Annotated in this window: 17 protein-coding genes; 7 read left to right on the top strand and 10 right to left on the bottom strand. The window is 70.9% G+C overall.

Going from position 1 to position 17,970, the window contains the following annotated elements; translation table 11 throughout:
• Positions 1-356 precede the first annotated feature (356 nt).
• Positions 357-998 (bottom strand): DNA-3-methyladenine glycosylase, encoded by a 642-nt coding sequence (locus tag ACIG0D_RS34980; protein WP_399809415.1) that lies wholly within the window; start codon positions 996-998, stop codon positions 357-359.
• Positions 999-1,092: 94 nt separating this feature from the next.
• On the opposite strand from ACIG0D_RS34980, the gene ACIG0D_RS34975 reads away from it, so the two are divergent.
• From ACIG0D_RS34975 to ACIG0D_RS34965, 3 genes are all read left to right on the top strand, one after another.
• On the top strand, positions 1,093-1,875 hold the full coding sequence (locus ACIG0D_RS34975; RefSeq protein ID WP_399809412.1) for a sporulation protein: 783 nt from the start codon (positions 1,093-1,095) through the stop codon (positions 1,873-1,875).
• A 40-nt stretch (positions 1,876-1,915) separates the two neighbouring features.
• Positions 1,916-2,455, top strand: a complete 540-nt coding sequence (locus ACIG0D_RS34970) for a YbhB/YbcL family Raf kinase inhibitor-like protein (RefSeq protein ID WP_399809409.1) — start codon at positions 1,916-1,918, stop codon at positions 2,453-2,455.
• A 144-nt stretch (positions 2,456-2,599) separates the two neighbouring features.
• The gene (locus ACIG0D_RS34965; protein WP_399809407.1) at positions 2,600-3,106 is read left to right on the top strand and encodes an HNH endonuclease; all 507 of its coding nucleotides are present in this window, start codon (positions 2,600-2,602) and stop codon (positions 3,104-3,106) included.
• A 108-nt stretch (positions 3,107-3,214) separates the two neighbouring features.
• Here the strand turns inward: ACIG0D_RS34965 and ACIG0D_RS34960 are convergent, their stop codons facing one another.
• The 3 genes from ACIG0D_RS34960 to ACIG0D_RS34950 form a co-directional block, all read right to left on the bottom strand.
• Positions 3,215-4,177 (bottom strand): SPFH domain-containing protein, encoded by a 963-nt coding sequence (locus tag ACIG0D_RS34960; RefSeq protein WP_399809405.1) that lies wholly within the window; start codon positions 4,175-4,177, stop codon positions 3,215-3,217.
• A gap of 131 nt (positions 4,178-4,308) precedes the next feature.
• Positions 4,309-4,740 (bottom strand): NfeD family protein, encoded by a 432-nt coding sequence (locus tag ACIG0D_RS34955; protein WP_399809403.1) that lies wholly within the window; start codon positions 4,738-4,740, stop codon positions 4,309-4,311.
• A gap of 81 nt (positions 4,741-4,821) precedes the next feature.
• Positions 4,822-5,619 carry an ABC transporter ATP-binding protein gene (locus ACIG0D_RS34950; RefSeq protein ID WP_399809401.1) on the bottom strand — a complete coding sequence of 266 codons (798 nt, stop codon included), beginning with the start codon at positions 5,617-5,619 and terminating at the stop codon, positions 4,822-4,824.
• Positions 5,620-5,770: 151 nt separating this feature from the next.
• Between ACIG0D_RS34950 and ACIG0D_RS34945 the strand changes: the two genes are divergently transcribed.
• On the top strand, positions 5,771-6,559 hold the full coding sequence (locus ACIG0D_RS34945) for a hypothetical protein (protein ID WP_399809398.1): 789 nt from the start codon (positions 5,771-5,773) through the stop codon (positions 6,557-6,559).
• 437 nt (positions 6,560-6,996) lie between these two features.
• On the opposite strand, the gene ACIG0D_RS34940 is transcribed toward ACIG0D_RS34945, so the two are convergent.
• The 3 genes from ACIG0D_RS34940 to ACIG0D_RS34930 form a co-directional block, all read right to left on the bottom strand.
• Positions 6,997-7,242, bottom strand: a complete 246-nt coding sequence (locus ACIG0D_RS34940; RefSeq protein ID WP_365766461.1) for a chaplin — start codon at positions 7,240-7,242, stop codon at positions 6,997-6,999.
• Positions 7,243-7,400: 158 nt separating this feature from the next.
• Positions 7,401-8,042 carry a response regulator gene (locus ACIG0D_RS34935; RefSeq protein WP_399809395.1) on the bottom strand — a complete coding sequence of 214 codons (642 nt, stop codon included), beginning with the start codon at positions 8,040-8,042 and terminating at the stop codon, positions 7,401-7,403.
• On the bottom strand, positions 8,035-9,180 hold the full coding sequence (locus tag ACIG0D_RS34930) for a GAF domain-containing sensor histidine kinase (RefSeq protein WP_399809392.1): 1,146 nt from the start codon (positions 9,178-9,180) through the stop codon (positions 8,035-8,037). Before ACIG0D_RS34930 ends, ACIG0D_RS34935 begins: the two co-directional genes overlap by 8 nt.
• 469 nt (positions 9,181-9,649) lie before the next feature.
• On the opposite strand from ACIG0D_RS34930, the gene ACIG0D_RS34925 reads away from it, so the two are divergent.
• A complete protein-coding gene (locus ACIG0D_RS34925; RefSeq protein WP_399809389.1) occupies positions 9,650-10,435 on the top strand; it encodes a transglycosylase SLT domain-containing protein in 786 nt (261 codons plus the stop codon).
• A gap of 94 nt (positions 10,436-10,529) precedes the next feature.
• On the opposite strand, the gene ACIG0D_RS34920 is transcribed toward ACIG0D_RS34925, so the two are convergent.
• Positions 10,530-13,160 (bottom strand): FHA domain-containing protein, encoded by a 2,631-nt coding sequence (locus ACIG0D_RS34920; protein WP_399809386.1) that lies wholly within the window; start codon positions 13,158-13,160, stop codon positions 10,530-10,532.
• Between the two features lie 242 nt (positions 13,161-13,402).
• Here ACIG0D_RS34920 and ACIG0D_RS34915 point away from each other — a divergent pair, with 242 nt between their 5' ends.
• The gene (locus ACIG0D_RS34915) at positions 13,403-15,460 is read left to right on the top strand and encodes a streptophobe family protein (protein ID WP_399809383.1); all 2,058 of its coding nucleotides are present in this window, start codon (positions 13,403-13,405) and stop codon (positions 15,458-15,460) included.
• Positions 15,461-15,663: 203 nt separating this feature from the next.
• Positions 15,664-16,872 (top strand): phosphoserine phosphatase SerB, encoded by a 1,209-nt coding sequence (serB, locus tag ACIG0D_RS34910; RefSeq protein ID WP_399809381.1) that lies wholly within the window; start codon positions 15,664-15,666, stop codon positions 16,870-16,872.
• A 90-nt stretch (positions 16,873-16,962) separates the two neighbouring features.
• Here serB and ACIG0D_RS34905 read toward each other — a convergent pair whose 3' ends face one another.
• Together ACIG0D_RS34905 and ACIG0D_RS34900 are read right to left on the bottom strand one after the other, a co-directional pair.
• Positions 16,963-17,481, bottom strand: a complete 519-nt coding sequence (locus ACIG0D_RS34905) for a SixA phosphatase family protein (protein WP_399809378.1) — start codon at positions 17,479-17,481, stop codon at positions 16,963-16,965.
• A 66-nt stretch (positions 17,482-17,547) separates the two neighbouring features.
• Positions 17,548-17,754 (bottom strand): hypothetical protein, encoded by a 207-nt coding sequence (locus tag ACIG0D_RS34900; protein WP_399809375.1) that lies wholly within the window; start codon positions 17,752-17,754, stop codon positions 17,548-17,550.
• Positions 17,755-17,970 lie beyond the last annotated feature (216 nt).

The following is a 17,970-nucleotide window of genomic DNA, read 5'->3' as shown; positions in this document are numbered from 1 at the left end:
CTCAAGGAACGGACGCTTCCTTTGTACTCACCCTCTCGGGCTTTCCTCCGGGCGCTTCCCTTCGGTCTTGCGTTTCCGACTCTATCAGATCTTTTTCTCGATCCGATTCCCTGTCGGCGGGATCGTCTTGGGCTTCCGGGCTTTCGCTCGTCGGCCTTTCGACATTCACTACGTTAGCCGATTCCCTCGCCGACTCATAATCGAGCCCGCGGTTCTGAATTCGGACGTGCGGACACGTCGAATTCATCCCCGCTGAGGGGATCTTCTGAGGTAGTGGGTTGGCCGCTTCCGGCTGCTGTCGATGGCAGTACCCGTTCCAACGGCTCGGGCTACATTACGGACCTCCGCGACGAGAGTCAAGTGCGCCGGCGGCGCGGGACATGGGCCCGGTAGGGGCTCACCGTCGGGTCGTCGGCGACCCAGAAGCGCCAGGGGTGGACGGACCCCTCCCCGGAGACTCCGGTGCGCGGGCCGTTGCGTACCTGGTCGGAGGGGACGGGGGTGCCGGCCAGGATGCGGAGGGGGGTCTCGCGGGAGGCGCAGGCGTCGACGCCGTCCTGGGCGCGGTCGATGTCGAGGGCGGTGGCCAGGCGGGCCGGGCCTTTGGCCAGTTCTTTGTCGTTGCGGGCCGAGAGTCGACGGGTGCGGGCCAGCTCGGCGCCCTCGATGATCTCGCCCGCGCGGAGCAGTACCGCGCTGGCCTTGCCCTCGGGTCCGCACACCAGGTTCATGCAGTGCCACATGCCGTAGGTGAAGTACACGTACACGTGTCCGGGCGGGCCGAACATCACGGCGTTGCGGGGGGTGCGGCCGCGGTAGGCGTGGGAACCCGGGTCGTTCTGGCCGTCGTAGGCCTCGACCTCGGTGAGGCGGAGGGCGATCGGACCGTCCGGGGTGGTGCGTACGAGGATGCGGCCGAGGAGGTCGGGGGCCACGTCCAGGACGGGCCGGTCGAAGAAGTCCCGGGGCAGGGGCGTACGGTCGGGGGTCGCGATCATGCCGTCCGAGGGTAGTGCAGCGGGAGGGCTCGGAACCGGGCGTCGCCGGATCGCGTTTGTAGGGATCAAGGGTCCACTCGCTAGAGGGAGAGTCATGCCGTTCAAGAAGCTGCTCGCGAGCCTGGGTGCCGGTGGGGCGTCCGTGGAGACGGTGCTGACCGAGGTCAACACGGTGCCGGGCGGGGTCGTCCAGGGCGAGGTGCGGATCCAGGGCGGATCCGTGAACCAGCAGATCGAGGCGCTGTCGGTGGGCCTCCAGGCCCGGGTCGAGGTCGAGGGCCAGGACACCGAGTACAAGCAGGACATCGAGTTCACCAAGATGCGGCTCGGCGGTGCCTTCGAGCTGCAGGCGAACGCGGTGCACGCGGTTCCCTTCACGCTGGACATCCCGTGGGAGACCCCGATCACGATGATCGACGGTCAGGCGCTGCGCGGCATGGACATCGGTGTGACGACCGAGCTGGAGATCGCGCGCGCGGTGGACTCCGGTGACCTGGACCCGATCAACGTGCACCCGCTGCCGGCGCAGAAGGCGATCCTGGACGCCTTCATCCAGCTGGGCTTCCGCTTCAAGAACGCGGACATGGAGCGCGGTCACATCCGCGGCACCCGGCAGAAGCTGCCGTTCTACCAGGAGATCGAGTTCCTGCCGCCGCAGCAGTACCGCGGGCTGAACCAGGTGGAGCTGAGCTTCGTCGCCGACCAGAACGCGATGGACGTCGTGCTGGAGATGGACAAGAAGCCGGGGCTGTTCAGCGAGGGCAGCGACACGTTCCGGTCGTTCCAGGTGGGGCTGAACGACTACCAGGCGACCGACTGGGCGGCGTACCTCAACCAGTGGCTGTCCGAGGTCGGCTCCAAGCGGAACTGGTTCTAGGCTCGGTAGCCACGGAACGCAACGATCAGGAGGTACCGAGGTGACCGAGCTGAAGCGGCGGCCTCTCCCCCACGACTTCCATCCGCCCGTGCCGTCCTTCACGGTGACCAGCGAGGACGTCGAGGAGGGCGCCACGCTGAAGGACGCTCAGGTCTACGCGGCCGGCAACACCTCGCCGCAGCTGCGGTGGGAGGGCTTCCCGGCCGAGACCAAGAGCTTCGCCGTGACCTGCTACGACCCGGACGCCCCGACGGGCAGCGGGTTCTGGCACTGGGTGGTGTTCGACATCCCGGCCTCCGTCACCGAGTTGCCGGCGGGTGCGGGCAGCGGCAAGTTCGAGGGGCTGCCGGAGGGCGCGGTCCAGGTGCGCAACGACTACGGCACCAAGGACTTCGGCGGTGCCGCGCCGCCGCCCGGGGACGGGCCGCACCGGTATGTGTTCACGGTGTACGCGGTGGACCAGGAGAAGCTCGGTCCGGACGCGGACGCGACGCCCGCCGTCGTGGGCTTCAACCTGCGGTTCCACACGATCGCGCGGGCCCAGCTGATCGGTGAGTACGAGGTGCCCGCCGAGTCCTGAGGTTCATCTCGCGTTTGCCCGCCCCTTGTCATGGAAGTGATCGGGGGCGGGCATTTTTATTGCGTTGTCCATCTCGGCGGGCGCGGCCAGAGTTGATCCAGCCCGCCGAGGGGGTGGGCCGGTGCACACAGGAGGTGGGCTGGTATGCGGGACACGCTGGTACTGAACGCGAGCTTCGAGCCGTTGTCGACGGTGACGCTGAACCGAGCCGTCGTTCTGGTGCTCCAGGACAAGGCCGTCGTCGAGCAGGCCCACCCCGAACTGCGGATGCGGGGAGCCGCAGTGGACATACCGGCGCCCCGGGTGATCAGGCTGTGCAGGTACGTACGGGTGCCGTTCCGAAGACAAGCGCCGTGGTCGCGGCGGGGGGTGCTGGTGCGGGACCGGTACCGGTGCGCGTACTGCGGTCGGCGGGCGACGACCGTGGACCACGTGGTGCCGCGGTCGCAGGGGGGCGGGGACACGTGGCTGAACACGGTGGCCTCGTGTGCGCAGGACAACCACCGGAAAGCGAACCGGACTCCGGAGGAGGCGGGAATGCCGTTGCTGTTCGAGCCGTTCGAGCCGACTCCCGCGGATGCGATGTTGCTGGCGCTGGCCCGGGAGGAGTTCGAGGCGCTGCCGAACTGGCTCGCCGTGGATGCCGCGTAGACCGTAGGGGCGTTTGCCGTCGTCGGTCTGCTGGTTGTTCGTGGCTGGTCGCGCAGTTCCCCGCGCCCCTTGGGGGTGGGTGCGGGGAACTGTTGCTTTGAGTGGCCGTCAGTCGAGTGTCGGCTTTTCTCGGCGTTCCGTCGGCTGGGGGCCGGAGGCGCCGTTGCCTCCTCCGCCGTTGCCGTTACCGCCGCCCATGCCGCCGAAGTTGCCCATGGCGCCGGAGAGGCCCTTGAGGGCGTCGCCGATTTCGCTGGGGACGATCCAGAGCTTGTTGGCGTCGCCTTCGGCGATCTTCGGGAGCATCTGGAGGTACTGGTAAGAGAGCAGCTTCTGGTCCGGGTCGCCGGCGTGGATGGCCTCGAAGACCGTGCGCACGGCCTGCGCCTCGCCCTCGGCGCGCAGGGCGGCGGCCTTGGCCTCACCCTCGGCGCGCAGGATCTGGGACTGCTTCTCGCCCTCGGCGCGCAGGATCTCGGACTGGCGGACACCCTCGGCCTGGAGGATCGCGGCGCGCTTGTCGCGGTCGGCGCGCATCTGCTTCTCCATCGAGTCCTGGATGGAGGTGGGCGGTTCGATCGCCTTGAGTTCGACGCGGTTGACGCGGATGCCCCACTTGCCGGTGGCCTCGTCGAGGACTCCGCGCAGGGCGGCGTTGATCTCCTCGCGAGAGGTCAGCGTCCGCTCCAGGTCCATGCCGCCGATGATGTTGCGCAGCGTGGTGACCGTCAGCTGCTCGATCGCCTGGATGTAGCTGGCGACCTCGTAGGTCGCGGCCCGCGCGTCGGTCACCTGGTAGTAGATGACGGTGTCGATGTTGACGACCAGGTTGTCCTGGGTGATCACCGGCTGCGGCGGGAACGGCACGACCTGTTCGCGCAGGTCGATGCGGTTGCGGATGGTGTCGATGAACGGGACGACGATGTTGAGGCCCGCGTTGAGGGTCCGTGTGTAACGGCCGAAGCGCTCGACGATGGCGGCGCTGGCCTGTGGGATGACTTGGATCGTCTTGATCAGGGCGATGAAGACCAGCACCACCAGAATGATCAAGACGATGATGATCGGTTCCATCGTCGCTTCCCCGTACCCTTCTCGGCCTCGGCGCTTTTGGAAGATCTTATGGTTGAGAAGATCTTGCTGGTCGAGTCTCGCAGACCGTCACCCAACTCGGGGAGTGTTCGGTCGACTTGTGTCAGGTGAGGTCAGATGACGATCGCCGTGGCGCCCTCGATGTCCACCACGTCGACCTGCTGGCCGACCTCGTAGGTGCGGTCGGTGTCGAGGGCGCGGGCGGACCAGATCTCGCCGGCGAGCTTGACGCGTCCGCCGGAGCCGTCGACGCGTTCCAGGACGACGGCCTGTCTGCCCTTCAACGCCTCGACGCCGGTGACGAGTTGGGGCCGCTGGGAGCGGTGCCGGGTCGCGATGGGCCGTACGACGGCCAGGAGGGCGACGGAGACCGCGACGAAGACGAGGACCTGGACCACGACGTCACCGCCGAGGGCGGCGGCGATCGCGCCGGCGACGGCGCCCACCGCGAGCATGCCGAGTTCCGGCATGGCGGTGACCACGAGCGGGATTCCGAGCGCGGCCGCGCCGACGAGCCACCACACCCATGCGTCGATGTCGTTCACACGGCCATGGTAGGTCGGGGGGTGCCGCCGCGGACAGGGCGCGATCGGCGGGAACGCGCCCCGTCGTGGAGGGTGTTGGGCTCAGCCGAGCGGCAGGCCCTGGGCGGTCCAGCGGTCGCCGACCTGCTCGACGACGAGCGGGAGGCCGAAGCAGAGGGAGAGGTTGCGGGAGGTGAGTTCGAGCTCGAGCGGGCCCGCGGCGAGGACCTTGCCCTGGCGGATCATGAGGACGTGGGTGAAGCCGGGGGCGATCTCCTCGACGTGGTGGGTGACCATGAGCATCGAGGGGGCGATCGGGTCGCGGGCGAGCCGGCCGAGGCGGCGCACCAGGTCCTCGCGGCCGCCGAGGTCGAGGCCGGCTGCGGGCTCGTCGAGGAGCAGCAGCTCGGGGTCGGTCATCAGGGCGCGGGCGATGAGGGTGCGCTTGCGCTCGCCCTCGGAGAGGGTGCCGAACTTGCGGTCCAGGTAGTCGGACATGCCGAGCCGGTCGAGGAAGGCGCGGGCGCGCTGCTCGTCGATGTCGTCGTACTCCTCCTGCCAGCCGGCGGTCATGCCGTAGGCGGCGGTGAGCACGGTCTGCAGGACGGTCTGGCGCTTGGGGAGCTTGTCGGCCATGGCGATGCCGGCCATGCCGATGCGGGGGCGCAGTTCGAAGACGTCGGTGCCGGGCTTGCCGAGGGTCTCGCCGAGGATGGTGGCGGTGCCCTTGCTGGGGTAGAGGTAGCTCGAGGCGACGTTGAGGAGGGTGGTCTTGCCGGCGCCGTTGGGGCCGAGGATCACCCAGCGCTCGCCCTCCTTCACCGACCAGGAGACCTGGTCCACCAGAGCCCGGCCCTCGCGGACCACGGATACGTCCTGAAGCTCCAGAACATCGCTCATGAGCGCGTTGTCTCCCCTTGCAGTGTGGCCGGTCTCGGCTGTCGCGTACGCCTGTGGCTCGGTCGGTCGCGCCGGTGGGCGCAGCCCTCCATGAAATCTACGCCACCGGTCGGGTCGGACATTCCATCGGTCCGGTCCTTAGGGTGGGGGGATGCTCACGGAACCGCGCTCTGGACGCCTTGCCGCTTGGGGAAATGCCCTTCTTGCCGGACTTGTCTCGCCGGATGACGCCGTGCTCGCCATCGTCGGCGAGGACGCCGTGCACCGGGTGGCGGGGCTGCCGGGTGAGTCGGCGCCCGTAGGACTGACGCTCGCGCTGGGGCGGCTGCGGACGCTCGGTGCGACCGGGCTGCGGGTCGCGCTGCCCGCGCCGGGGCATCCGCTGGGGCTGAGCGGGCCTCCGGAGTTCAACGCGCGGGCGCTGGACGCGGAGGAGGCGGTGATCTGTTACGGCACCGCGCTGGGGCTGGTGCCGGAGGTGTCCGAGGCGGGGCCCGAGGGCGATGTGCATGTGGAGGTCGTCTGGCACTGCCTTGCGGTGCGGGAGGCGCCGCCGGCCGACGTGCCCTCGCTCGGGGAGGCGGAACGGGAGCTGGCGGAGGCGCTGCGGCAGGCGACGGAGGTGCTGACGCGGCTGGACGTGGCCGCGTCGGGGCCGGTCGCCGCGGCGGCGCTCGAGGCGTACCGGGCGCGGGCCGAGCGGGGGCGGGAGGTGCTGGCGCCGGGGTATCCGCCGCGGGCGGTGCGGGTGCTGGAGCTGGCGCAGCGGGTCGGGGCGCTGATCTCGTTGGCGTACGAGAACGGGCACGGGGGTGCGGTGAGCGCCGCGGAGATCGCGGCGCGGGCGCAGGCGCTGCGGCCGGTGGAGCGGACGGCGCGGCGGGCGCAGGTCGCGGCGTACAACTCGATCGTGGAGGAGCGGGAGCGCGGGGTGCGGTGATCTCGGCCGGCCCTGGTCGGTCCTCGTCGAACCCGGCCGGCCCATGCCGGTCCTCGCCGGACCCAGCCGGTCCTGCCGGTCCTCGCCGGACCCAGCCGGTCCCGGTCGGTCCTCGCCGGACCCAGCCCGTCCCGGTCGGTCCTGACCGGTCCCGGTCGGTCCTGGCCGGTCCTCGCCGGACCCAGCCCGTCCCGGTCGGTCCTGGCCGGTCCTCGCCGGACCCGGCCGGTTCCGGTCGGTGCAGGCCGAGGGCCCCGCGAGTTCGTTGACTCGCGGGGCCCTGTCGCGGCCTGGTGGGGGCGCCGGCCGCCGATGCTCTGATCCGTACGGCACGGGAGAAGGTGGGTATCTGCCCGTACGGATCACCGGAAACGAGTAAGTCGTCAGCGCAAAAGGTCACCGCGGGCTGGGTCGCCCAGCGGCTGCGGTGGCGGACCTCAGCGGTTGACGCCCTCGTTGCCGAAGGCCGGGTTCAGCACACCGATGACGTTCACGCTGTTGCCCACGGCGTTCACCGGGACGTGCACCGGGGCCTGGACGAGGTTGCCCGAGATGACGCCCGGCGAGTTCTGGGCCGTTCCGGTCGCAACCGAGCCGTCGGTGGCGTTGGCCATACCCGCACCGGCGGCCATCAGGCCACCGGCCACCATCGTCACGGCCGCTGCCTTCTTCAGGTTCTTCACTTCAAAAGCCCTCTCTGGCGATCACTGCGGCAGGCGCCGCAGCACGCACTGGAGAACGGCCATGATCCGCGGAGGTTGCGCCATCCGGGGGACATTCCCACGACGGTATGAATCTCAGCTTGGAACGTGACCTTCCGTATTGCCGTACGAAGAGCTTGTCAGCCGGTCACACCATGGCGCACGGCCCACAGGGCGGCCTGGGTGCGGTCCGCCAGGTCGAGCTTCATGAGGATGTTGGACACGTGCGTCTTGACGGTCTTCTCGGACAGCACCAGGGCGCGGGCGATCTCCCGGTTGGAGCGGCCGTCGGCTATCAGGCTCAGCACCTCGCGCTCCCGCTCGGTGAGCGAGCCCCCGCGACCCTGGCCCGAGTTGGAATCCTCCTGGGACAGCAGCGCGCCCGCCACCTCCGGCTGGAGGAGGATGTGCCCGGCGTGCACGGAGCGGATGGCGCCGGCCAGGGCGTCGGGGTCCACGTCCTTGTAGACGTACCCGGCGGCGCCGGCGCGCAGGGCCGGGACCACCGTGCGCTGTTCGGTGAAGCTGGTGACGACCAGCACGCGCGCGGGGTTGTCCAGCTCGCGGAGCCGGCGCAGCGCCTCGACGCCGTCCATGCCGGGCATCTTCACGTCCATGAGCACGACGTCGGGTTTCAGCTCCTGGGCGCGCTCGACGCCCTCGGCCCCGTCGGCGGCCTCGCCGACGACCTCGATGTCGTCCTGCACCTCCAGGAAGGTGCGCAGGCCCCGGCGGACGACCTGGTGGTCGTCGACGAGCAGCACCTTGATTGCGTCAGCCACCGGGGACCTCCATCTCGATCGTGGTGCCCTTTCCGGGCGCCGATTCCACGGTCAGTCTGCCGCCGACCCCGCTCGCCCGGTCCCGCATGGAGACCAGGCCGAGATGGCGTCCGGCGCGGCGCACTCCGCGCGGGTCGAAGCCGCTGCCGTCGTCGGTGACCCGCAGCACCGCGCCGTTGCCGCGCTTGGTGAGGGAGACGTCGACGTGGTCGGCGCCTGAGTGCCGCAGCGCGTTGTGCAGGGCTTCCTGGGCGACGCGCAGCAGGGCCTCCTCCTGGGCGGCGGGCAGGGCGCGTACGCCGCGGCTGTCGAAGGTGACGCGGGCGGTGTGGGCGCGGTCGAGGACCTGTATCTGGGTGCGGAGGGTGGCGACGAGGCCGTCCTCGTCGAGGGCGGCGGGGCGCAGTTCGACGACGGCGGCGCGCAGCTCGTCGGCGGCCTCGGCGGCGAGCGCGGCCACCTGCTGGAGCTCGCCCTTGGCGCGGACCGGGTCGCGGTCGACGAGGGCGGCGGCGGCCTGGGCGGTCAGGCGCAGGGAGAACAGCTTCTGGCTGACGGCGTCGTGCAGCTCGTGGGCGAGGCGGGAGCGCTCCTCGGCGATGGTCAGCTCGCGGCTGCGTTCGTAGAGCCTCGCGTTGGTGAGGGCGATGGCCGCGTGCTGGGCGAGGATGGCGAGCAGTTCCTCGTCGTCCTCGGTGAAGCCGCAGGCGCCGTCGCGGCGGGGGCAGTTCTTGTTGGCGAGGAAGAGGGCGCCGATGATCTCGTCGCCGTCGCGGATGGGCAGGCCGAGGAAGTCGGCCAGCTCCGGGTGGGCGGACGGCCAGCCCTCGAAGCGGGGGTCCTTGCGGACGTCGGCGAGGCGCTCGACGCGGGCCTCGTGGAGCATCGAGGCGAGGATGCCGTGCTGGCGGGGCAGGGGCCCGATGGCCTTCCACTGCCGGTCGCTCACGCCGTCGACCACGAACTGGGCGAAGCCGCCGTGGTCGTCGGGGACGCCGAGGGCGGCGTACTGCGCGTCGAGCAGTTCGCGGGCCGAGGCGACGATCGTCTTCAGGACGTCGCGCACCTCGAGATGCCTGCTCATGGCCAGCAGCGCGGAACTCACCGCGGCGAGGCCGGACCGGGGGCCTTGACTCATGTGTCCACGCTACCGGCGGGGTGTGACAGCGCGGATCGGACCGGTGACGGCGGCCGGGTGGTCCCGAGGTCCTAGGGCGGAGGTCCCGGGGGCGGCGGGCGGGACGGAGGGCCCGCGGAGGCGTCCTCACGAAGAGCGTTGCGGCGGCAACGGAGGGTGAGACCGCCATGGGGCCGGTGTGAGCCCGCGCATAGGGCGCAGATCACGTACGAAGGGGAGTAGGAGAGGGGCGGATTCGGCATGAGCGGGAAAGACGTTCCAATCTGTCCCGATTTGCCCTTAGCTGATCCACTATCCGGCATCGTACGTCACACCTTTGCCTCCGAATTTTGCGGCCGCTAAGAATTGCAGCCGTCGCTCAGCGCCGCGGGTTCCGCCCGCGGCGTTCGTGCGGGAAGAGCCCCTGTCCCCGCCGATGTCCCGTCGGACGCAGAGCGACCTCCGCGCTATTCGAAGAGGTCCCATCCGCATGCCCGAGAACAACCAGAACCCCGGTCACAGTCGCCTGCCGACCAAGGCGCACAAGTTCGCGCTCACCGGTGTCGCCGCGCTCGGCGCCGCCGCCCTCGCGTTCTCCGTCGTCCCGGCCGGCGAGAAGACGATCACGACCGAGGCCGGTTCCGCGGCTGCGGTGGCCTACGGCTCCGAGCTGGTCAAGGACGTCAAGGACGCCCAGGACGTCAAGGGCACGCTCACCGACCAGCTCGCGTCCGCGAGCGTGAAGCTCGAGGCGATCGAGGCGCGGCAGAAGGCCGACGCCGAGGCCGCCGCGAAGCGGAAGGCCGCGGCCGAGGCCAAGCGGAAGGCCGCCGAGGAGGCCGCGGCTCAGGCCGCGCGCAAGCGCGCCGCCGAGAAGACCGCGAGCCGGTCCGTGCAGCGCCTCCCCATGAAGACGGTCGCCGCCGTCAAGCCGGCCGCCGCCAAGAAGGTCTACGCGAACAACCTCGACGGCTGGATCCGCGAGGCGCTCGACATCATGAAGAAGCACGGCATCCCGGGCTCCTACAGCGGCATCCACCGCAACATCATGCGGGAATCCTCGGGCAACCCGAACGCCATCAACAACTGGGACATCAACGCCCAGAACGGCATCCCGTCCAAGGGCCTGCTCCAGGTGATCCCGCCGACGTTCAAGGCGTACCACGTCCCCGGCACGTCTTGGAACATCTACGACCCGGTCGCCAACATCACCGCCGCGTGCAACTACGCGGCCGACCGCTACGGCTCGATGGACAACGTCAACAGCGCGTACTGAGGCCGCGCGGACCTCGGTACACAGCGCCGAAGGGCGGCACCCTCCTGACGGGGTGCCGCCCTTCGGCGTCGTACGGCGGTGAGTACGGCCGTGACTACTTGCGCATGACCTCGGGCTCGTGGCGGCGCAGGAAGCGGGCCACGAAGAAGCCGCAGACCACGCCGAGCGCGATCAGGGCGGCCATGTCCAGGCCCCAGGTGCCGAGGCTGTGCTCCCACAGCGGGTCGTTCTCGGCGCCCTCCTCGGGCGGGCTGATCTTGTTGAAGTCCAGCGTGGCGCCCGCGGCGGCGACCGCCCAGCGCGACGGCATCAGGTACGAGAACTGGTTGACGCCGACCGTGCCGTTCAGGGCGAAGAGACAGCCGGTGAAGACGACCTGGATGATCGCGAACATGACCAGCAGCGGCATCGTCTTCTCGGCGGTCTTCACCAGCGAGGAGATGATCAGGCCGAACATCATCGAGGTGAAGCCGAGCGCCATGATCGGCAGGGACAGCTCGACGAGGGTCATCCCGCCGAGGACGAGGCCCTCCTCCGGGATCTCGCGGCTGGCGAAGCCGATCACGCCGACCAGCAGGCCCTGGAGCACGGTGATCAGACCGAGCACGAACACCTTGGACATCAGGTACGCCGAGCGGGACAGGCCGGTCGCGCGCTCCCGTTCGTAGATGACCCGTTCCTTGATCAGCTCACGGACGGAGTTCGCGGCGCCGGCGAAACAGGCGCCGACGGCCAGGATCAGCAGGACGGTGGTGGCCGTGCCGTTGGGGATGATCCGCCCGGTCTGCGGGTGGATGTTGGGCAGCAGGCCCTGGTCCGGCTTGATGAGCAGGCTCACCGAGCCGAGGACGGCCGGCAGGATCACCATCAGGGCCAGGAAGCCCTTGTCGGAGACGATCACCGACACATAGCGGCGCACCAGGGTGATGAACTGCGACATCCAGCCCTGCGGCTTCGGCGGCCTGATGGCCTGCATCTGCGGCATCTGTACGGCCTGCGGGGCGACGGCGTCGATGTCCGCGGCGTACATCTGGTAGTGCTGCGAGCCCTTCCAGCGGCCCGCCCAGTCGTAGTCGCGGTAGTTCTCGAAGGCGGAGAAGACGTCGGCCCAGGTGTCGTAGCCGAAGAAGTTCAGCGCCTCCTCGGGCGGGCCGAAGTAGGCGACGGAACCGCCGGGCGCCATCACCAGGAGCTTGTCGCACAGCGCCAGCTCGGCCACCGAGTGGGTGACGACGAGGACCGTGCGGCCGTCGTCGGCGAGGCCGCGCAGCAGCTGCATGACATCGCGGTCCATGCCCGGGTCGAGGCCGGAGGTCGGCTCGTCCAGGAAGATCAGCGACGGCTTGGTCAGCAGCTCCAGGGCGACGGAGACGCGCTTGCGCTGGCCGCCGGACAGGGAGGTGACCTTCTTGTCCTTGTGGATGTCGAGCTTCAGCTCGCGCAGCACCTCGTCGATCCGGGCCTCGCGCTCGGCCGCCGTGGTGTCGGCGGGGAAGCGCAGCTTGGCCGCGTACTTGAGGGCCTTCTTGACGGTCAGCTCCTTGTGCAGGATGTCGTCCTGCGGGACCAGACCGATGCGCTGGCGCAGCTCCGCGAACTGCTTGTAGAGGTTGCGGTTGTCGTACAGGACCTCGCCCTGGTTGGCGGGCCGGTAGCCGGTCAGCGCCTTGAGCAGGGTCGACTTGCCGGAGCCGGACGGGCCGATGACCGCGATCAGCGACTTCTCCGGCACGCCGAAGGAGACGTCCTTGAGGATCTGCTTGCCGCCGTCGACCGTGACGGTCAGGTGGCGGGCGGAGAAGGACACCTCACCGGTGTCGACGAACTCCTCGAGGCTGTCGCCGACGATCCGGAACGTCGAGTGGCCGACGCCGACGATGTCGGTGGGGCCGAGCAGCGCGGAGCCGCCCTTGGGGATCGGCTGGCCGTTGACGTACGTGCCGTTGTGCGAGCCCAGGTCGCGGATCTCCATGCGGCCGTCGGGCGTCGCGTGGAACTCCGCGTGGTTACGGGACACCTGGAGGTCCGAGACGACCAGGTCGTTCTCCAGGGCGCGGCCGATGCGCATGACGCGGCCGAGCGCGAACTGGTGGAACGTGGTGGGGCTGCGGTCGCCGCCGTAGACCGGCGGTGCCCCCGCGGCACCACCGGGGACCTTCTGCGCGTAGTTCTCCGCCGGGCCCTGCTGCTGCGGCGGGATGTGCGCGGCCTGCTGCTGCGGCTGCTGCCAGCCAGGTTGGGGAGCCTGCTGCGGGACCTGCTGCGGAGCCTGCTGCTGCGGGGCCGCCATCTGCTGGTGCGCGGCCTGCGGGTGCGGCGCCTGTGCCTGCGGGTGCGGGGCTTGTGCCTGCGGCTGCTGGCCCCATCCGGCGCCGGCGCCCTGTGCGGCGTACGGCTGCTGCTGGGGCTGCGCCTGCGGTGTCGCGGCGCCCGCGGCACCGGAGAGGGTCACGAGCGGGCCGTCGGTCGCGTTGCCGAGGTGCACCGCCGAGCCGGGGCCGATCTCCATCTGATGGATCCGCTGGCCCTGCACGAACGTGCCGTTGGTGCTGCCATGGTCCTCGATGACCCAACTGCGGCCGTTGAAGCTGACCGTGGCGTGCCGCCAGGAGACCCTGGCGTCGTCGAACACGACGTCCCCCTGAGGGTCGCGTCCGAGTGTGTAGGACCGGGACGCGTCCAGCGTCCAGGTCCGTCCGTTTGATTCCAGTACGAGTTCCGGCACTCCATGCCCCACTGAGTTGTCCCCCGAGTTACCCCCGTCGCGGGGAGTCTAGGGATGTCGAACATCGGGTGGAACTATTTCAGGAGCGGCCCCCTGACCGAAAGTCGGGCCTTGTGAAGACCGCGCACGGGCGCACGGAAGCACTCTCGTTGACGGGGTTGAAACCTGCCCGGAGAGTGGTAATCCCCCGCGAGGGGGACAAGCGCGGCAGTCGTGCCGCGCCGCGGATCGGGGGGTCTGCCATGAGCGTCGGGACCGCGCCGCACGGCACGCGGGTGCCCTGGGTGGATGTGCTGCTGTCCGCGATCGCCGCCGTGAGCTGGGCGTTGATCGGGATGGCGGGGACGGCCGCGCTCGGGCTGCGGCTGCTGGAGGCCGATACGGCGGGCTCGTTGGGGCCGATGACCGCGGCGGTGGTGGCGCTCGGGGCGGGTGGTTCGGTCACGCCGTCCGGTGAGGTGTCCGTGTTCGGGCTGGAGGGCGCCGAGGCCACGACCGCCGTCGAGATCACGCCATGGGGCGTGAGCCTGGTCGGTGCGCTCATTTTGTCATGGTTCTTTCTACGGTCCTTACGGGCGGCCGGAGTTGTCGTCGCACCCGCCGAACTCCTCGCCCGCGCGGGGGCGGTGATCGCGCTGTTCGTGGCGACGCTGGGCGGGCTGGCGTGGGCGGGGCGGGATGTCGTCACCTTTGACGGTGGGTCGCTGGGGCTCGATGACCTGGTCGGCGGGTCCGGGGACGGGTCGGGGCAGGAGGCGGGATCGGGGTCGGGGTCGGGGTCGGGGTCGGGGTCGGAGGGTGTCGAGATCCCGGGGCTCGGGGATCTCGGGGACATCGGCGGGCTGCTGCCGGACCGGGTCGGTGATCTCGTCGACGCGGAGGCGGCGGTCGGGTTCAGCGTCGACACGGCGCCGACGCTGCTGGGGGGCGCGGCCTGGGTGACGGGGGTGCTCGTCGTCGCGTTGCTCGCCTCGCGCCGGACCCCGCTGCCGCGCGGCTGGGACGTGGTGCACCGGGCGGTACGGCCGACCGTGTCGGCACTCGTCGCGGTGGTGCTGCTCGCCATGGCCGCGGGGTGCGCGGCGGCGGCGTACGCGGCGATCGGCGACGACCACCCGAAGCGGATCGCGGGCGCGGCACTGCTCGGGGCGCCGAACGGTGTGTGGCTGGGGCTGTCGATCGGCCTGTTCGTGCCCTGGGACGGCGAGGCCTCCGGGGTTCTCGCCCGGTTCCTGCCCGACCCGCTCGACGACCTGCTCGTCGACACCGGCCAGCCGGTCACACTGGGGCGCCTCGCCGAGCTGGACGGGCGGGTCTGGCTGCTGGCGGTTGCGGCCGGGCTGGCGCTGCTGCTGGCGGGGGTGTTGCAGGCGATGCGGACGCCGGTCGGCAGGGCGGGGAGTGACGTACGGGACGGGGGCGGGGGCGGGGCCGCGTCGAATGGCGTACGGGGTCGGGGCGCCGCCGGTTTCGTGGGCCGCTGTGCGCTGCGGCTGGGTGCGGCGACGGCGTGCGCGTTGCCGCTGCTCGGGCTGCTGACGGAGGTGTCGCTCGACGCCTCGCTGTCCGTGCTGGGGATCGAGGCGTTCGGGGCCGGCCTGGAGCTGAGCGCCCACCTGGGCATGGGGTTGCTGCTCGGCGCGGCTTGGGGTGCGGCGGCCGGGGCCGGTGGGGCGCTGCTGGCCTGGTCCTGCGGAGCGGCGGGGCGGCGGGTGGCACCACTGGCATGGGGACAGGAGCAGGCACGGGCATGGGCACGGGGACGGGGACGGGGACGGGGTGACGGTGAACGGCACGGTGGCGCGTACCCGGAGGGGTCCGGCCCGTACGCCCCGGGCACGCCGTACCGGCCGCCGAATCCCGCGACGAATCCGTATCTACGGCTGCCGGGGCGCTCGCGGGACCGGGAGACGGAGGTACTGCGGCGGCCGGATGCGGAGTCCCGGGGCGGAGCGCCCGCCGTACGGTCCTCCGGGAGCGCGCCGCCGCCCACGGAGGAGGGTCTGTACGACGCTCCGACCGTGGCCCGCCCTATGGATCCGACCGGGCGGTCCCCGGGGCGGCCACCGGCTGCGCGGCCGGGTGGGCAGTCAGGCGGGCGGCCGGGTGGGCAGTCGGGTGGGCAGTCGGGTGGGCAGTCGGGTGGGCGGCCGGGTGGGCAGTCGGGTGGGTGCTCGCCAGGTCGGCCGGGCTCGCCGGAGGAGGGCCCGCCACCACCTCCCCCGCCACCGCCGGCGCCGCGCGGGCGGGGTCCTGGCGGCCCTGGCGGGGCGGAGCCGCCGCGTGGGAGGCGCGGGTAGGGCTGCGGGCGACCGGCACGGGAGCCGCCCAGGGCGGGGCTCCCGGAGGCGGCAGGCTCAGGAAGGGGCTACTGCGGGCTCGGTCGAGGGGGCGGTGATCGGGATGTCAGGCGGGCGTCACCCGGGCGACGCGCAGTGTTCCGTGTCCGCTAGGCGGACCTCGGGCGCGGGCGGCACTGGGTGCCGGTTACCGTGGGAGCACCATGAGCGCTTCGCAGACCTCTGACGTCCCCACTCTCCTGGTCAAGATCTTTGGCAAGGACAGGCCGGGTCTCACGGCCGGACTCTTCGACACCCTCGCCGCCTACTCGGTCGACGTGGTCGACATCGAGCAGGTCGTCACCCGAGGCCGGATCGTGCTGTGCGCGCTCGTGACCGAGCCGCCCCACGGGCTGGAGGGCGACCTGCGGGCCACCGTCCACAGCTGGGCGGAGTCGATGAAGATGCAGGCCGAGATCATCTCCGGTCTCGGCGACAACCGTCCGCGCGGCCACGGCCGCTCCCTGGTGACCGTGCTCGGCCACCCGCTGACCGCGGAGGCCACCGCCGCCATCGCCGCCAAGATCACCAAGGCGGGCGGCAACATCGACCGAATCTTCCGGCTCGCCAAGTACCCCGTCACCGCCGTCGAGTTCGCGGTGTCCGGCGTGGAGACCGAGCCGCTGCGCACCACCCTGGTCACCGACGCGGCGGCGCTCGGCGTCGACGTGGCGGTCGTCGCGGCCGGGCTGCACCGGCGGGCCCAGCGCCTGGTCGTGATGGACGTGGACTCGACCCTCATCCAGGACGAGGTCATCGAGCTGTTCGCCGCCCACGCCGGCTGCGAGGACCAGGTCGCGGAGGTGACCGCCGCCGCGATGCGCGGCGAGCTGGACTTCGAGCAGTCGCTGCACGCGCGGGTGGCGCTGCTGAAGGGCCTGGACGCGTCCGTGGTCGACAAGGTGCGCAGCGAGGTCCGGCTGACGCCGGGCGCCCGTACCCTGATCCGCACGCTGAAGCGGCTCGGCTACCAGGTGGGTGTCGTCTCGGGTGGGTTCACGCAGGTCACGGACGATCTGAAGGAGCGGCTGGGCCTGGACTTCGCCCAGGCGAACACCCTGGAGATCGTCGACGGCAAGCTGACCGGCAGGGTCACCGGCGAGATCGTGGACCGCGCGGGCAAGGCGCGGCTGCTGCGCCGGTTCGCCGCGGAGGCGGGCGTACCACTGTCGCAGACCGTTGCCGTCGGCGACGGCGCCAACGACCTCGACATGCTGAACGCTGCGGGGCTCGGTGTCGCCTTCAACGCCAAGCCGGTGGTGCGGGAGGCCGCGCACACGGCGGTGAACGTGCCGTTCCTCGACACCGTGCTGTATCTGCTCGGCGTCACCCGCGAAGAGGTCGAGGCGGCGGACGCGCACGAGGAGAGCTAGGGGGACACCCCTGGCCGGGGCTGCCGCCACGGACGTCGAGGGGCCGGTACCACCGGGTGGTGCCGGCCCCTCGGGCTGTGCGGGGTCGGCTCAGTCGCTCGGTGCCCAGTAGTCGAGCAGGGTGGCCACACCGGGCTCCAGGCTCTTCCAGGAGCCGGAGAAGGACAGCACGGCGAAGGCGGCGGCCGGGAAGCCGCGGCGGGACATCCGCCCCCGGGCCTCCTCCTCGGCCGAGCCGGCCAGCACCTCGGCGAGGCCGTGCACGCCGGGGTTGTGGCCGATCAGGAGGATGTTCTGGGCGTCGTCGGGCGTCTCGTTGAGCAGGGCGATCAGCTCGCCGGGCGAGGCTTCGTAGATCCGCTCCTCGTAGACCGTCTTCGGCCGGTGCGCGAACTCGTGGACGGCGAGCTTCCAGGTCTCTCGGTTCCGGGTCGCGGTGGAACAGAGGGCCAGGTCGAAGGGAATACCGCTGTCGGCCAGCCTGCGTCCGGCCTCGGCGGCGTCCTTGCGGCCCCGCTCGGCCAGCGGCCGCTCGTGGTCGTTCACCTGTGGCCAGTCGGCCTTCGCATGCCGGAAGAGGACGATCCTGCGGGGTTCTGCGACGCTCATGACTCCCAGCTTCGCATGAAACAGGCCACGCGGCGCAGGGAGTTGACGGGCGGGTTGCGGCCGTGCTCAGCGGGTGAGCAGCTGCTGTACGCGCTCCAGGAGCCGGGCTATGACGGGGTCGCCGGCCGCCGCGTGCGCGTCGGTCGGGTGGAGGATCAGCGTCAGCAGGGCGACGAAGGCGAGCGTCGGCAGGGCGAGGGCCCACCAGGGCAGGCGCGGGTCGGCGCCACGCGACGTCGCCGGGCGGGGGCGGGGCTGGGTGCTGGCCGGCATGGTGCCTCCGTGGTTCCGTCTCGGCTGGGTGTGGTCCGCCTCCCGCGGCCACAGTTCGACGCTACGGAATCGAGAGCCGCCAACCCATCCGGTGATCCACCCACTTGACCCTGACCCTCACCCCCTAGGTGTATTGATCACGAGCGTTGTTGACACTCGCAGGTCTTGATCATGGCGAAGACCTCCGGTGTGGTGGAGCTGTCTAGGACTGCACCA

It is taken from the genome of Streptomyces sp. NPDC052773, from assembly GCF_044547145.1.
Taxonomy (GTDB): Bacteria; Actinomycetota; Actinomycetes; order Streptomycetales; family Streptomycetaceae; genus Streptomyces.
This window is presented reverse-complemented; position numbering and strand designations above follow the sequence as displayed.